This window comes from Pseudomonas sp., from assembly GCF_035497915.1.
Taxonomy (GTDB): domain Bacteria; phylum Pseudomonadota; class Gammaproteobacteria; order Pseudomonadales; family Pseudomonadaceae; genus Serpens.
Genome location: NZ_DATJCS010000009.1, coordinates 31,881 through 46,317 on the forward strand (window position 1 = coordinate 31,881; position 14,437 = coordinate 46,317).

The window sequence follows — 14,437 nt, forward strand, 5'->3', positions numbered from 1 at the left end:
ATGGATATCAAACGTTCGATATTGCTCGTCGCCCTGGCAGTCGTCTCCTATCTGCTGGTTCTGCAGTGGAATGAGGACTACGGCCAGGCGGCCCTGCCGCCGGCACAGAATAACGTTGCCAGCAACACCGTCAGCGATCTGCCGGATACGCAAGCCAGCGCGCTCCACGACGACGTGCCCGTGGCCGAGCAGGCCCAGCCGCAAGCCAGCCAGGTGGCCGATGCCGCCAGCAGCGATCAGCTGATCCGCGTCAGCACCGACGTGCTGGAGCTGGCCATCAACCCGGTCGGCGGCGATATCGTGCAGTTGAGCCTGCCGAAATACCCGCGCCATCAGAAGAATCCCGAGGTGCCGTTCCAGCTGTTCGACAACCGCAGCGGCAGCACCTACGTGGCACAGAGCGGCCTGGTCGGCAACATCGCGCCGGACAGCAGCGCCGGTCGTGCCCGCTGGAGCAGCGAAGCGCGCCAGTACCAGCTGGCCGACGGTCAGGAGCAACTGGTCGTCGATCTGCGCTACGCCGATCAGGGCATCAGCTACATCAAGCGCTTCACCCTCAAGCGCGGCGCCTACGACCTCAAGGTCGAGTACCTGATCGACAACCAGAGCGACCAGACCTGGCACGGCACCCCCTACGCGCAGCTCAAGCGTGATGGCAGCGCCGATCCGTCGTCGACCACCGCCACCTCGGCCACCTACCTGGGTGCGGCGATCTGGACCCCCGAGGAGAACTACAAGAAAGTTTCCATGGGCGATCTGGACGACAAGCGCCTGAAGCAAACCGTACCGGGCGGCTGGGTCGCCTGGCTGCAGCACTACTTCGTCACCGCCTGGATTCCCGCCGCCAACAGCACCAACAACGTGGAAGGCCGCAAGGACAGCCAGGGCAACTACATCATCGGCTTCACCAGCGACACACTGAGCGTGCCGGCCGGCGGCCAGGGCGCCACCGCGATGACCCTCTACGCCGGTCCGAAGATCCAGGAAGACCTCAAGGCGCTGGCGCCCGACCTGGACCTGACCGTCGACTACGGCATCCTGTGGTTCCTGGCCCAGCCGATCTTCTGGCTGCTGGAACTGATCCACGACGTGCTCGGCAATTGGGGCTGGTCGATCGTGGTGCTGACCCTGATCATCAAGCTGATCTTCTTCCCGCTCTCTGCCGCCAGCTACAAGTCCATGGCCCGCATGCGCGCCGTGTCGCCCAAGCTGCAGGCCCTCAAGGAGCAGCACGGTGAGGATCGCCAGAAGATGTCCCAGGCGATGATGGAGCTGTACAAGAAGGAAAAGATCAACCCGCTGGGCGGCTGCCTGCCGATCCTGGTACAGATGCCGGTATTCCTGGCCCTGTACTGGGTGCTGCTGGAAAGCGTGGAGATGCGCCAGGCGCCGTGGATGCTGTGGATCACCGACCTGTCGATCACCGATCCGTACTTCATCCTGCCGATCATCATGGGTGTGACCATGTTCATCCAGCAGCAGCTCAACCCGACGCCGCCGGATCCCATGCAGGCGCGCGTGATGAAGCTGCTGCCGATCATCTTCACCTTCTTCTTCCTGTGGTTCCCCGCCGGTCTGGTGCTGTACTGGGTGGTCAACAACGTCCTGTCCATCGCCCAGCAGTGGTACATTACCCGGCAGATCGAGGCTGCGGCCAAGTAAGCCGGCGCCATCCGCCAAACCCTGCAAACGCCCCGTTCTCGGGGCGTTTTGCTTTGTGGAGAAACGTTCCATGCACAGCCGTGACACCATCGCCGCCGTCGCCACCGCCCAGGGTCGTGGGGGCGTCGGCATCGTGCGGGTTTCCGGGCCGCTGGCCCTGCCGATCGCCGAGGCGCTGAGCGGCCGCGCGCCGCGCCCGCGCCACGCCCATTACGGTCCCTGGCGCGACGCCGAGGGCCAGGTGCTGGACGAGGGCATCCTGCTGTTCTTCCCCGGCCCGCATTCGTTCACCGGCGAGGATGTGCTGGAACTGCAGGGGCATGGCGGGCCGGTGGTGCTCGATTTGCTGCTGGACCGCTGCCTGTCCCTGGGCGCGCGGCAGGCGCGACCGGGCGAGTTCAGCGAGCGCGCCTTCCTCAACGACAAACTGGACCTGGCGCAGGCCGAAGCCATCGCCGACCTGATCGAGGCCAGCTCCGCCCAGGCGGCGCGCAATGCCCTGCGCTCGCTGCAAGGTGAATTCTCGCGGCGCGTGCACGAGCTGAGCGAGCAGCTGATCCAGCTGCGCATCTATGTGGAGGCCGCCATCGACTTTCCCGAGGAGGAGATCGATTTCCTCGCCGATGGCCACGTGCTGCGCCAGCTGGAAGCGATCCGCGCGTACCTGGCCGAGGTGCAGCGCACGGCCGGGCAGGGCGCACTGCTGCGCGACGGTATGACGGTGGTGATCGCCGGGCGCCCGAACGCCGGCAAGTCCAGCCTGCTCAACGCGCTGGCCGGCCGCGAGGCGGCGATCGTCACCGACATCGCCGGCACCACCCGCGACCTGCTGCGCGAACATATCCACATCGACGGCATGCCGCTGCACGTGGTGGATACCGCCGGGCTGCGCGACACCGACGACCAGGTCGAGCGCATTGGCGTGGAACGCGCGCTGCAGGCCATCGAGGGCGCCGATCGCATCCTGCTGCTGGTGGACTCCAGCGCCTCAGAGGCCGACGATCCCTTCGCCCTGTGGCCGGAGTTCCTGGACAAGCGCCCGGCACCCGAGCGGGTCACGCTGATTCGCAACAAGATCGACCTGAGTGGCGAACCGGCCGGCATCCAGCAGGGGGCCGATGGCCACGTCACCCTGAGCCTGTCGGCGCGCAATGGCGCCGGCCTGGAGCTGCTGCGCGAACACCTGAAGACCTGCATGGGCTATCAGCAGACCGCCGAGAGCGGCTTCAGCGCGCGCCGCCGGCACCTGGAGGCCTTGCACCAGGCCGCCGCCCACCTGGATCACGGCCATGCGCAACTGACCCTGGCCGGCGCCGGCGAGCTGCTCGCCGAGGACCTGCGCCAGGCCCAGCAGGCGCTTGGCGAGATCACCGGGGCGTTCAGTTCCGACGATCTGCTCGGACGGATCTTCTCCAGCTTCTGCATCGGTAAGTGAGGAACAAGGCGGGCGGCAAACCCTGTGCACAAGTGCCCCTGAACCCGGTCGATAAGCCTGGGGATTTGTCGCGCATAACGCCCCCTGTGGATAGCTGGCCCAGTTCTCCCCAGCTTGCCGACCGCTTATGCCGAGCTTGCACCCGGCTTCGCCACAGGGTTGTCATTTCCCCCAGGCCCTTGTGCAGACGGCGCGGAGTCGGTTATCCACAGAAAAGCCCGCTTCTAAACATAGCTTTAAGAGAAAGCTCTTCAATACATTCATTTCTCTCTTATCTATAAGCCAGGTGGCCGGGCCAGGCGACGGCCAGACTTCTTTCAGGCTCGTCCAGCGCCTATACTTGCCGGCTTCCCTGAATTCCCAGCTCATAACCGCGAGGTGCGTGGTGGACTTCCCTTCCCGTTTCGACGTCATCGTGATCGGCGGTGGCCATGCCGGTACCGAGGCCGCCCTGGCCGCCGCGCGCATGGGCGTGAAGACCCTGCTGCTCAGCCACAACGTGGAAACCCTCGGCCACATGAGCTGCAACCCGGCGATTGGCGGTATCGGTAAGAGCCATCTGGTCAAGGAAATCGACGCCCTGGGTGGTGTCATGGCCCAGGCCACCGATGTCGCCGGCATCCAGTTCCGTGTGCTGAATGCCCGCAAGGGTCCGGCGGTGCGCGCCACCCGCGCCCAGGCTGACCGTGCCCTGTACAAGGCGGCGATCCGCAGCATTCTGGAAAACCAGCCCAACCTGTGGATATTCCAGCAGTCCGCCGACGACCTGATCGTCGAGCAGGACCAGGTCAAGGGCGTCGTCACCCAGATGGGCCTGCGTTTCCTGGCGGAAAACGTGGTGCTGACCACCGGCACCTTCCTCGGCGGACTTATCCACATCGGTCTGCAGAACTATTCCGGCGGCCGTGCCGGTGACCCGCCGTCGATCGCCCTGGCGCGTCGCCTGCGCGAGCTGCCGCTGCGCATCGGTCGCCTGAAGACCGGCACGCCGCCGCGTCTGGATGGCCGCAGCATCGACTTCTCGGTGATGACCGAGCAGGCGGGTGACACGCCCACGCCGGTGATGTCCTACCTGGGCAGGGTCGAGCAGCATCCGCGTCAGGTCAGCTGCTGGATCACCCACACCAACGCGCGCACCCACCAGATCATCGCCGGCAACCTGGATCGCTCGCCGATGTACTCCGGGATCATCGAAGGCATCGGCCCGCGCTACTGCCCGTCCATCGAGGACAAGATCCACCGCTTCGCCGACAAGGACAGCCACCAGGTCTTCCTCGAGCCCGAAGGGTTATCCACAAACGAGTACTACCCGAACGGGATCTCCACCTCGCTGCCCTTCGACGTGCAGCTGGAGATCGTGCGCTCCATCCGTGGCCTGGAAAACACCCACATCGTGCGCCCCGGTTATGCCATCGAGTACGACTACCTGGATCCGCGCGACCTGAAGTCCTCGCTGGAAACCAAGGTGATCGGCGGGCTGTTCTTCGCCGGGCAGATCAATGGCACCACCGGCTACGAGGAGGCCGGCGCCCAGGGCCTGCTGGCCGGCGCCAACGCCGCGCTGCGCGCCCAGGGCCGTGAGGCCTGGAGCCCGCGCCGCGACGAGGCCTACCTGGGCGTACTGGTCGACGACCTGATCACCCTGGGCACCCAGGAGCCGTACCGCATGTTCACCTCGCGCGCCGAATACCGGCTGATCCTGCGCGAGGACAACGCCGACCTGCGCCTGACCGAGCAGGGTCGTGCGCTGGGTCTGGTCGACGACACGCGCTGGGCGGCCTTCGAAGCCAAGCGCGAAGGCATCGCCCGCGAAGAACAGCGTCTGAAGAGCACCTGGGTGCGCCCCGGCACGCCCGAGGGCGAGGCCATCGTGCAGCGTTTCGGCACCCCGTTGACCCACGAGTACAACCTGCTCAACCTGCTGGCCCGCCCGGAAGTGGACTACGCCGGCCTGCTGGCGGTCAGCGGCGCCACCCCGGTGGACCCGCAGGTCGCCGAACAGGTGGAAATCCGCACCAAGTACGCCGGCTATATCGAACGGCAGCAGGAGGAGATCACCCGGCTGCGCGCCAGCGAAGACGTCCGCCTGCCGGCGGATATCGACTACACGGCGATTTCCGGGCTGTCCCGGGAAATTCAGCAGAAACTGACCCAGTCCCGTCCGGAAACCCTCGGCCAGGCCGGGCGGATTCCCGGTGTCACCCCGGCGGCGATTTCCCTGCTGCTCATTCACCTGAAGAAGCGCGGCGCCGCCCGCGGCCTGGAGCAAAGCGCCTGATGAGCCTCGTGACCGAACGCCATGCCGAGGAACTGCGCGCGGGGGCAGCCGAACTGGGCGTGGCGCTGGATGCCCGCCAGCACGAACAGCTGCTGGCCTACCTGGCGCTGCTGATCAAGTGGAACAAGGCGTACAACCTCACGGCCGTGCGCAACCCCGACGAGATGGTCTCGCGTCATCTGCTCGACAGCCTGAGCATCGTGCCCAGCGTCGCGCCGCTGGGCGAGCGCTGGCTGGACGTCGGCTCCGGCGGCGGCATGCCCGGCGTGCCGCTGGCCATCCTGTTTCCGGAGCGCCGTTTCACCCTGCTGGATTCCAACGGCAAGAAGACCCGTTTCCTCACCCAGGTGAAGCTGGAGCTGCAACTGTCGAACCTGGATGTTGTCCACAGTCGCGTCGAGGCCTTCACCCCGGAACAGCCGTTCCAGGGCATCTGTTCGCGGGCTTTCAGCTCGCTGCAGGATTTCGCCGACTGGACCCGCCACCTGGGCGATGCTGAAACTCGCTGGCTGGCCATGAAGGGCGTGCAGCCGGATGACGAGCTGCAGGCCCTGCCGGAAGACTTCCACCTGGAAAGTTGCCAGGTGCTGAAAGTCCCTGGTTGCCAAGGCCAGCGGCATCTGCTGATACTGCGCCGCACGGTCTAAACAGGGGAATGTGACAGCCATGGGCAAGGTATTTGCCATCGCCAACCAGAAGGGCGGGGTCGCCAAGACCACCACCTGCATCAACCTTGCCGCCTCGCTGGTGGCCACCAAGCGCAAGGTGCTGCTGATTGACCTGGATCCACAGGGCAACGCCACCAGCGGCAGCGGTGTGGACAAGTCCGCCGTCGAGCTGTCCGTCTACGATGTGCTGCTGGGCCATTGCGGCGTCGAGGAGGCGCTGCAGCACAGCGAACATGGCGGCTATCCACTGCTGCCGGCCAACCGCGACCTCACCGCCGCCGAGGTGGAGCTGCTCAAGGTGCCGACCAAGGAGCTGCGTCTGCGCAACGCGCTGGCTCCGGTGCGCGAGCGCTACGATTACATCCTGATCGACTGCCCGCCGACGCTGTCCATGCTGACCATCAACGCCCTGGCCGCCGCCGACGGGGTGATCATTCCCATGCAGTGCGAGTACTACGCCCTGGAAGGCCTGACCGACCTGGTCAACTCCATCCAGCGCATCGCCCAGGCACTCAATCCCGGGCTGAAGATCGAGGGGCTGCTGCGCACCATGTACGACCCGCGCATCGGCCTGGCCAACGAGGTCTCCGAGCAGCTCAAGGCGCACTTCGGCGAGCGCCTCTACGACACCATCATTCCACGCAACGTGCGGCTGGCCGAGGCACCCAGCTACGGCATGCCGGCGCTGGCCTACGACAAGCAATCCCGCGGGGCGCTGGCCTATCTGGCGCTGGCCGGCGAACTGGCGCGCCGCCAGGCCGCCATCCCCGCCTGACTCAAGGAACCCGCATGGCGATCAAGAAAAAAGGTCTCGGACGTGGACTCGATGCCCTGCTCGGCGGAGCCAGCGTGACCGCCATGCAGGAAGAGGCCGCCCAGGCTGAACAGCGCGAGCTGCAGTACCTGCCGCTGGATCTGATCCAGCGCGGCAAGTACCAGCCGCGTCGCGACATGGATCCCGAAGCCCTGGAGGAGCTGGCCCAGTCGATCCAGGCCCAGGGAGTCATGCAGCCGATCGTGGTGCGCCCGATCGGCGACAACCGCTACGAGATCATCGCCGGCGAACGCCGCTGGCGGGCCAGCCAGCAGGCCGGCCTGGAGAAGATTCCGGCCATGGTGCGCGAGGTGCCGGACGAGGCGGCCATCGCCATGGCGCTGATCGAGAACATCCAGCGCGAGGACCTCAACCCCATCGAGGAAGCCGTGGCGCTGCAACGTCTGCAGCAGGAATTCCAGCTCACCCAGCAGCAGGTCGCCGACGCGGTCGGCAAGTCGCGGGTGACCATCAGCAACCTGTTGCGCCTGATCGCCCTGCCGGAAGAGATCAAGACCCTGCTCGCCCACGGCGATCTGGAAATGGGCCACGCCCGCGCGCTGTTGGGTCTGCCGGCGGAACGTCAGGTGGAAGGCGCGCGGCACGTTGTCGCACGCGGCCTGACCGTGCGCCAGACCGAGGCCCTGGTGCGCCAGTGGCTGAGCGAAAAGGAACGGCCGGCCCGCGAGGAGCGCACCGATCCGGACATCGAGCGCCTGGAGCAGCGCCTGGCCGAGCGCCTGGGCTCGCCGGTGCAGATCCGCCATGGTGAGAAAGGCAAGGGCCAGCTGATCATCCGCTACAGTTCGCTGGACGAGTTGCAGGGCGTCCTGGCGCATATCCGCTGAAACACTTCACATTCGGCGATAGTCGGAAATCCACCATAAGGCGGTTGAGTGCCGGAGGGGACCACCCTATACTCGCCCCGCATTTTTCGGCGGCGGGTCCGCCGAGCCAATGGGACGACCGGTGAACTACCGCAACAAGACTCCGCTGTATCGCCTGCCGGTTTTCCGGGTGTTGCGGGCGCAGACCTTGGTGATGCTGGTTGCGGCCCTGTGCGGCACGGTCCTGTTCGACTGGCTCACCGGGTACTCCGTGCTGCTGGGGGGGCTGATCGCCCTGTTGGCCAATGTGTATTTCGCGTTCAAGGCCTTTCGTTATTTTGGCGCGCGATCGGCCCGAGCCATCGTCCAGTCGTTCTGGGCGGGAGAAATGGGCAAGCTGATTCTGACAGCGGCGCTGTTCGCGCTGGTGTTCGTGGCGGTAAAGCCATTGCAGCCGCTCGCTCTGTTCACCGGCTACCTGCTGGTGCTGGGCACGGGGGCAAGCGCATTGCTGCTGCTGAAAAACAATCCGAAGCATTGAGCAATTTGAGGCGACTATGGCAAGTACCCCGGCTGAGTATATCCAGCACCACCTGCAGAACCTGACCTTGGGTAAGTTGCCGGAAGGCTACGTTCGCGCCGATGGCAGCGTCCTCGATCAGGCCACCTGGACCATCGCCCAGACCGGGGCGGAAGCCAAGGCCATGGGCTTCATGGCTGTCCACCTGGATACCCTGGGCTGGTCGCTGCTGATGGGCTTCATCTTCATCTTCCTGTTCCGCATGGTTGCCAAGAACGCCACCGAGGGTGTGCCGGGCAAGCTGCAGAACCTGGTGGAACTCAGCGTCGAATTCATCGAAGGCATCGTCAAGGACACCTTCCACGGTCGCAATCCCCTCATCGCGCCGCTGGCCCTGACCATTTTCGTCTGGGTGCTGCTGATGAACAGCCTGAAGTGGATCCCGGTCGACTACATCCCGGGCATCGCCACCCTGCTGGGCCTGCCGGCCTTCAAGATCGTGCCGACCGCCGACCCGAACGGCACCTTCGGCCTGTCCCTGGGCGTGTTCATCCTGATCCTGTTCTACAGCGTCAAGGTCAAGGGCGTCGGTGGCTTCGCCAAGGAACTGGGCTTCACCCCGTTCAAGCACTGGTCGCTGATCCCCTTCAACCTGTTCCTCGAAATCCTCGGTCTGCTGACCAAGCCGCTGAGTCTGGCTCTGCGTTTGTTCGGCAACATGTATGCGGGTGAGGTGGTCTTCATCCTCATCGCACTGCTGCCGTTCTACGTGCAGTGGACCCTGAACGTGCCGTGGGCGATCTTCCATATCCTGGTGATCCCGCTGCAAGCGTTCATCTTCATGGTGCTGACCGTGGTGTACCTCAGTGCTGCCCATGAAGAACACCACTGAGCAACGCTCGATCCTTTGCAATCCCTAACCCCTTAGCTTCAGGAGCTTTACATGGAACTCGTCATCATCGCCGCCTCTATCATGATCGGTCTGGGTGCTCTGGGCACCGGCATCGGCTTCTCCATCCTGGGTGGCAAGCTGCTGGAATCCACCGCTCGTCAACCCGAGCTGGCTCCCCAGCTGCAAACCAAGACCTTCCTGATGGCCGGTCTGCTCGACGCCGTTCCGATGATCGGTGTTGGTATCGCCATGTACCTCATCTTCGTTGTTGCCCCCAGCGTCGCTGGCTAATCAATGATTTCCTCCGGGTGGCGGAGCGCATCGCCCGCCGCCTGGCTGCAATCACTGTGAAACAACGAAATAGCATGAGGTAGACCAGTGAACATCAATCTGACGCTGCTCGGTCAAACGCTCGCCTTCGCTATTTTCGTCTGGTTCTGCATGAAGTTCGTCTGGCCGCCGGTAACGGCCGCCATGAGTGCCCGCCAGAAGAAAATCGCCGAAGGTCTCGATGCCGCCGGCCGTGCGCAGCAAGACCTGAAACTGGCTCAGGAGAAGGTGTCCAACACCCTCCGCGAGACCAAGGAACAGGCTGCCCAGATCCTCGAGCAGGCGAACAAGCACGCCAACTCGATCATCGAGCAAGCCAAAGAACAGGCTCGCGCCGAAGGCGAACGCCTGATCGCCGGTGCCCGCGCCGAAATCGAACAGGAAGTGAACCGCGCCAAGGATCAACTGCGCAACCAGGTAGCGGCTCTGGCCGTGGCTGGTGCGGAGAAGATTCTGGAGTCCCAGGTGGACGCCAAGGTACACAACGATCTGGTCGAAAAACTGGCCTCCCAACTCTAAGCGAGGCGAGCGATGATCAATACCCAGACGCTTGCTCGGCCTTACGCCAAAGCCGCTTTCGAGGTCGCCAGCGCGGCCGGTCGTGCGGAAGCCTGGTCGGCCATGCTGAACCTGGCAGCCGTCGCCGTCGAAGTTCCCGAAGTCGCCGCGTTGCTGAACGACCCGCGCCTGACCCGCGAAAGCAAGGTCGAGGCTCTGGTTCGTCTGTTCGGTAGCGATATCGACGAAGCGTTCCGCAATTTCGTGCTGACCCTGGGCGAGAACGATCGCCTCGCGGTGCTGCCGACTGTGCGCGAGCTCTTCGAGGAGCTCAAGGCCGAGGCCGAAAAAACGCTCGATGCGCAGGTGGAAACCGCGTACGAGCTCAGCAACGAGCAACTCCAATCCTTGGCTGCCGCCCTGTCCAAGCGACTAGATCGCACCGTCAACCTCCAGCAGGCGGTGAATCCTGCGCTGATCGGCGGCGTCGTGATTCGCGCCGGCGACGTGGTTGTCGACGGTTCGGTCCGCGGCAAACTGAGCCAGTTGGCCGAATCGTTGAAATCCTGATTTGAGGGTCATGGCATGCAGCAACTGAATCCTTCCGAGATTAGTGAAATCATCAAGCAGCGCATCGAGAAATCCGATGTCGCCGCTCAAGCCCGCAACGAGGGCACCGTCGTCAGCGTTTCCGACGGTATCGTGCGCATCTTCGGTCTCGCCGACGTCATGTACGGCGAAATGATCGAATTCCCCGGTGGTGTCTTCGGCATGGCGCTGAACCTGGAGCAGGACTCCGTGGGCGCCGTGGTGCTGGGCAGCTACCTGAGCCTGAAAGAAGGCATGAGCGCCAAGTGCACCGGCCGCATCCTGGAAGTCCCGGTGGGTCCGGAACTGCTGGGTCGCGTGGTCGATGCCCTGGGCAACCCGATCGATGGCAAGGGCCCGATCAACGCCAAACTGACCGACGCCGTCGAGAAGGTTGCTCCGGGCGTGATCTGGCGTAAGTCCGTGGACCAGCCGGTGCAGACCGGTTACAAGTCCGTCGACGCCATGATCCCGGTCGGCCGTGGCCAGCGCGAGCTGATCATCGGTGACCGTCAGATCGGTAAGACCGCCATGGCGATCGACGCGATCATCAACCAGCGCAACAGCGGCATCAAGTGCGTCTACGTGGCCATCGGCCAGAAGCAGTCGACCATTGCCAACGTGGTTCGCAAGCTGGAAGAGCACGGCGCCCTGGCCAACACCATCATCGTTGCCGCTTCGGCGTCCGAGTCCGCTGCCCTGCAGTACCTGGCTCCGTACTCCGGCTGCACCATGGGCGAGTACTTCCGCGACCGCGGCGAAGACGCCCTGATCGTGTATGACGACCTGTCCAAGCAGGCCGTGGCCTACCGCCAGATCTCCCTGCTGCTGCGCCGTCCGCCGGGCCGTGAAGCCTACCCGGGCGACGTGTTCTATCTCCACAGCCGTCTGCTGGAGCGCGCTTCCCGCGTTTCCGAGGAATACGTGGAACAGTTCACCAAGGGCGAAGTGAAGGGCAAGACCGGTTCGCTGACCGCGCTGCCGATCATCGAAACCCAGGCCGGTGACGTTTCCGCGTTCGTTCCGACCAACGTGATTTCCATCACCGACGGTCAGATCTTCCTGGAATCGTCCATGTTCAACGCAGGCATCCGTCCGGCCGTCAACGCCGGTATCTCGGTATCCCGCGTGGGTGGCGCCGCTCAGACCAAGATCATCAAGAAGCTGTCCGGTGGTATCCGTACCGCGCTGGCCCAGTACCGTGAACTGGCTGCGTTCGCGCAGTTCGCTTCCGACCTGGACGAAGCGACCCGCAAGCAGCTGGAGCATGGTCAGCGCGTTACCGAGCTGATGAAGCAGAAGCAGTACGCGCCGATGTCCATCGCCGAGATGGCCGTTTCGCTGTATGCCGCCGAGCGTGGCTTCCTGGTCGACGTTGAAGTGTCCAAAGTGGGCGCCTTCGAGCAGGCCCTGATCGCGTACTTCCAGCGCGAGAAGGCCGACCTGCTGGCGAAGATCAACGAGAAGGGCGACTTTAACGACGACATCGACGCCGGCATCAAGTCTGGTATCGAAGCGTTCAAAGCCACCCAGTCCTGGTAAGCCGCAGCGGGAGCCGCAAGGCTCCCGCCTGCTAACCCGAAAGGTGTGAAATGGCAGGCGCAAAAGAGATTCGCAGCAAGATTGCGAGCATCAAAAGCACGCAGAAGATCACCAGCGCCATGGAAAAGGTGGCGGTCAGCAAGATGCGCAAGGCACAACAGCGCATGGCTGCCAGCCGCCCCTATGCTGAGCGGATCCGCGAAGTGATCGGCCACCTGGCCGACGCCAACCCGGAATACCGTCACCCGTTCATGGTGGAGCGCCCGGTCAAGCGAGTCGGCTACATCGTCGTCTCCACCGACCGTGGTCTGTGCGGCGGCCTGAACATCAACCTGTTCAAGGCCCTGATCAAGCACATGAAGGAATGGCACGACCAGAAGGTCGAGGCCGACCTGTGCGTGATCGGCAACAAGGGCGCGAGCTTCTTCCGCAGCTTCGGTGGCAACGTGGTCGCGGCAATCGGCAACCTGGGCGAAGCCCCGTCGATCAATGACCTGATCGGCAACGTCAAGGTCATGCTGGATGCCTTCCACGCCGGTCGCATCGATCGCCTCTACCTGGTGTCGAACAAGTTCATCAACACCATGACCCAGAAGCCGAACATCGACCAGCTGCTGCCCCTGGCATCGCTGGACGCCGGCGAGACCCCGCGCAAGGGTCTGTGGGACTACCTCTACGAACCGGATGCCCAGCAGCTGCTGGATGCCCTGCTGGTTCGTTTCATCGAGTCCCAGGTCTATCAGGGTGTGGTCGAGAACGGTGCCGCCGAACAGGCTGCCCGGATGATCGCCATGAAGAGCGCCACCGACAACGCCGGTGAGCTCATCAGCGATCTGCAACTGGTCTACAACAAGGCCCGTCAGGCTGCGATCACTCAAGAGATTTCGGAAATCGTCGGCGGCGCTGCCGCGGTTTAAGAACGGTTCAAATATTCAGAGGAACCAAACATGAGTAGTGGACGTATCGTTCAAATCATCGGCGCCGTCATCGACGTGGAATTTCCGCGCGATCAGGTGCCGAACGTCTATGACGCGCTGAAGGTCGTTGGCGCGCAAACCACCCTGGAAGTCCAGCAGCAGCTGGGCGACGGCATCGTCCGTACCATCGCCATGGGTTCCACCGAAGGCCTCAAGCGTGGCCTGGATGTGAACAACACCGGCGCCGCCATCGCCGTTCCGGTGGGCGCGGGTACCCTGGGTCGCATCATGAACGTCCTGGGCGAGCCCATCGACGAAGCCGGTCCGATCGCCAGCGACGAGCTGTGGGGCATCCACCGCGCCGCGCCGAGCTACGCCGATCAGGCGGGCGGCAACGACCTGCTGGAAACCGGCATCAAGGTTATCGACCTGGTTTGCCCGTTTGCCAAGGGCGGCAAGGTCGGTCTGTTCGGTGGCGCCGGTGTCGGCAAGACCGTGAACATGATGGAACTGATCAACAACATCGCCAAGGCGCACAGCGGTCTGTCCGTGTTCGCCGGCGTGGGCGAGCGTACCCGTGAAGGGAACGACTTCTACCACGAAATGAAGGACTCCAACGTCCTCGACAAGGTGGCGATGGTGTACGGCCAGATGAACGAGCCGCCGGGCAACCGTCTGCGCGTCGCCCTGACCGGTCTGACCATGGCCGAGAAGTTCCGTGACGAAGGCCGTGACGTTCTGCTGTTCGTCGACAACATCTACCGTTACACCCTGGCCGGTACCGAAGTGTCCGCGCTGCTGGGTCGTATGCCGTCCGCAGTGGGTTACCAGCCGACCCTGGCCGAGGAAATGGGCGTTCTGCAAGAGCGCATCACCTCCACCAAGGTAGGCTCGATCACCTCCGTGCAGGCCGTTTACGTTCCCGCGGACGACCTGACCGACCCGAGCCCGGCGACCACCTTCGCCCACCTCGACGCCACCGTCGTACTGTCCCGTGACATCGCCTCCCTGGGTATCTACCCGGCCGTGGACCCGCTGGACTCCACCAGCCGTTCGCTGGATCCGCTGGTCGTTGGCCAGGAGCACTACGACACCGCCCGCGGTGTGCAGTACGTGCTGCAGCGCTACAAGGAACTGAAGGACATCATCGCCATCCTGGGTATGGACGAACTGTCCGAACAGGACAAGCAGCTGGTGGCCCGCGCGCGTAAGATCCAGCGCTTCCTGTCCCAGCCGTTCCACGTGGCCGAAGTGTTCACCGGTGCCCCGGGCAAGTACGTGTCGCTGAAGGAAACCATCCGTGGTTTCGCCGGCATCCTGAACGGTGACTACGATCACCTGCCGGAGCAGGCGTTCTACATGGTTGGCACCATCGACGAAGCCATCGAGAAAGCCAAGAAACTGTAATGGGTCGCGCCCGGCGACGGGCGCTGTACCAGGGCGGGGGCGACCCCGCCTGACCTGAC

The 14,437-nt window shown here is 64.1% G+C and carries 14 protein-coding genes; all 14 read left to right on the top strand.

The window, feature by feature from the left end; all coding sequences use genetic code 11:
• The 14 genes from yidC (at window position 1) to atpD (ending at window position 14,378) form a co-directional block, all read left to right on the top strand.
• Window positions 1–1,662 carry a membrane protein insertase YidC gene (yidC, locus tag VL129_RS02730; protein ID WP_325409811.1) on the top strand — a complete coding sequence of 554 codons (1,662 nt, stop codon included), beginning with the start codon at window positions 1–3 and terminating at the stop codon, window positions 1,660–1,662.
• A gap of 70 nt (window positions 1,663–1,732) precedes the next feature.
• On the top strand, window positions 1,733–3,097 hold the full coding sequence (gene mnmE, locus VL129_RS02735) for a tRNA uridine-5-carboxymethylaminomethyl(34) synthesis GTPase MnmE (protein WP_325409813.1): 1,365 nt from the start codon (window positions 1,733–1,735) through the stop codon (window positions 3,095–3,097).
• Between the two features lie 385 nt (window positions 3,098–3,482).
• Window positions 3,483–5,375, top strand: coding sequence for a tRNA uridine-5-carboxymethylaminomethyl(34) synthesis enzyme MnmG (gene mnmG / locus VL129_RS02740; RefSeq protein WP_325409815.1), 1,893 nt, complete (start codon window positions 3,483–3,485; stop codon window positions 5,373–5,375).
• Window positions 5,375–6,022, top strand: a complete 648-nt coding sequence (gene rsmG / locus VL129_RS02745; protein WP_325409817.1) for a 16S rRNA (guanine(527)-N(7))-methyltransferase RsmG — start codon at window positions 5,375–5,377, stop codon at window positions 6,020–6,022. Before mnmG ends, rsmG begins: the two co-directional genes overlap by 1 nt.
• Before the next feature lie 19 nt (window positions 6,023–6,041).
• Window positions 6,042–6,818 (top strand): ParA family protein, encoded by a 777-nt coding sequence (locus VL129_RS02750; protein ID WP_325409819.1) that lies wholly within the window; start codon window positions 6,042–6,044, stop codon window positions 6,816–6,818.
• Between the two features lie 14 nt (window positions 6,819–6,832).
• Window positions 6,833–7,705 carry a ParB/RepB/Spo0J family partition protein gene (locus tag VL129_RS02755; RefSeq protein WP_325409821.1) on the top strand — a complete coding sequence of 291 codons (873 nt, stop codon included), beginning with the start codon at window positions 6,833–6,835 and terminating at the stop codon, window positions 7,703–7,705.
• 121 nt (window positions 7,706–7,826) lie between these two features.
• Window positions 7,827–8,225 (top strand): F0F1 ATP synthase subunit I, encoded by a 399-nt coding sequence (locus tag VL129_RS02760; RefSeq protein ID WP_414705118.1) that lies wholly within the window; start codon window positions 7,827–7,829, stop codon window positions 8,223–8,225.
• Window positions 8,226–8,241: 16 nt separating this feature from the next.
• On the top strand, window positions 8,242–9,096 hold the full coding sequence (atpB, locus tag VL129_RS02765; RefSeq protein ID WP_325409825.1) for a F0F1 ATP synthase subunit A: 855 nt from the start codon (window positions 8,242–8,244) through the stop codon (window positions 9,094–9,096).
• A gap of 51 nt (window positions 9,097–9,147) precedes the next feature.
• Window positions 9,148–9,387, top strand: a complete 240-nt coding sequence (gene atpE, locus VL129_RS02770) for a F0F1 ATP synthase subunit C (RefSeq protein WP_027588919.1) — start codon at window positions 9,148–9,150, stop codon at window positions 9,385–9,387.
• An 87-nt stretch (window positions 9,388–9,474) separates the two neighbouring features.
• Window positions 9,475–9,945, top strand: coding sequence for a F0F1 ATP synthase subunit B (locus tag VL129_RS02775; protein WP_325409828.1), 471 nt, complete (start codon window positions 9,475–9,477; stop codon window positions 9,943–9,945).
• Window positions 9,946–9,957: 12 nt separating this feature from the next.
• Window positions 9,958–10,494 (top strand): F0F1 ATP synthase subunit delta, encoded by a 537-nt coding sequence (locus tag VL129_RS02780; RefSeq protein ID WP_325409830.1) that lies wholly within the window; start codon window positions 9,958–9,960, stop codon window positions 10,492–10,494.
• 15 nt (window positions 10,495–10,509) lie between these two features.
• Window positions 10,510–12,054: a F0F1 ATP synthase subunit alpha gene (gene atpA / locus VL129_RS02785; protein ID WP_325409833.1), complete on the top strand. Its 1,545-nt coding sequence runs from the start codon at window positions 10,510–10,512 to the stop codon at window positions 12,052–12,054.
• Between the two features lie 50 nt (window positions 12,055–12,104).
• On the top strand, window positions 12,105–12,971 hold the full coding sequence (gene atpG, locus VL129_RS02790; protein ID WP_325409835.1) for a F0F1 ATP synthase subunit gamma: 867 nt from the start codon (window positions 12,105–12,107) through the stop codon (window positions 12,969–12,971).
• A gap of 30 nt (window positions 12,972–13,001) precedes the next feature.
• Window positions 13,002–14,378, top strand: a complete 1,377-nt coding sequence (atpD, locus tag VL129_RS02795) for a F0F1 ATP synthase subunit beta (RefSeq protein ID WP_325409837.1) — start codon at window positions 13,002–13,004, stop codon at window positions 14,376–14,378.
• Window positions 14,379–14,437: the final 59 nt, after the last annotated feature.

Excerpts from the sequence above, each read along its gene's own strand:
- VL129_RS02755 (WP_325409821.1), top strand. The coding sequence starts at position 6,833 with ATGGCGATCAAGAAAAAAGGTCTCGGACGTGGACTCGATGCCCTGCTC.
- atpB (WP_325409825.1), top strand. The coding sequence starts at position 8,242 with ATGGCAAGTACCCCGGCTGAGTATATCCAGCACCACCTGCAGAACCTG.
- atpG (WP_325409835.1), top strand. The coding sequence starts at position 12,105 with ATGGCAGGCGCAAAAGAGATTCGCAGCAAGATTGCGAGCATCAAAAGC.
- atpD (WP_325409837.1), top strand. The coding sequence starts at position 13,002 with ATGAGTAGTGGACGTATCGTTCAAATCATCGGCGCCGTCATCGACGTG.
- rsmG (WP_325409817.1), top strand. The coding sequence starts at position 5,375 with ATGAGCCTCGTGACCGAACGCCATGCCGAGGAACTGCGCGCGGGGGCA.
- VL129_RS02780 (WP_325409830.1), top strand. The coding sequence starts at position 9,958 with ATGATCAATACCCAGACGCTTGCTCGGCCTTACGCCAAAGCCGCTTTC.
- atpE (WP_027588919.1), top strand. The coding sequence starts at position 9,148 with ATGGAACTCGTCATCATCGCCGCCTCTATCATGATCGGTCTGGGTGCT.
- yidC (WP_325409811.1), top strand. The coding sequence starts at position 1 with ATGGATATCAAACGTTCGATATTGCTCGTCGCCCTGGCAGTCGTCTCC.
- atpA (WP_325409833.1), top strand. The coding sequence starts at position 10,510 with ATGCAGCAACTGAATCCTTCCGAGATTAGTGAAATCATCAAGCAGCGC.
- VL129_RS02750 (WP_325409819.1), top strand. The coding sequence starts at position 6,042 with ATGGGCAAGGTATTTGCCATCGCCAACCAGAAGGGCGGGGTCGCCAAG.
- mnmE (WP_325409813.1), top strand. The coding sequence starts at position 1,733 with ATGCACAGCCGTGACACCATCGCCGCCGTCGCCACCGCCCAGGGTCGT.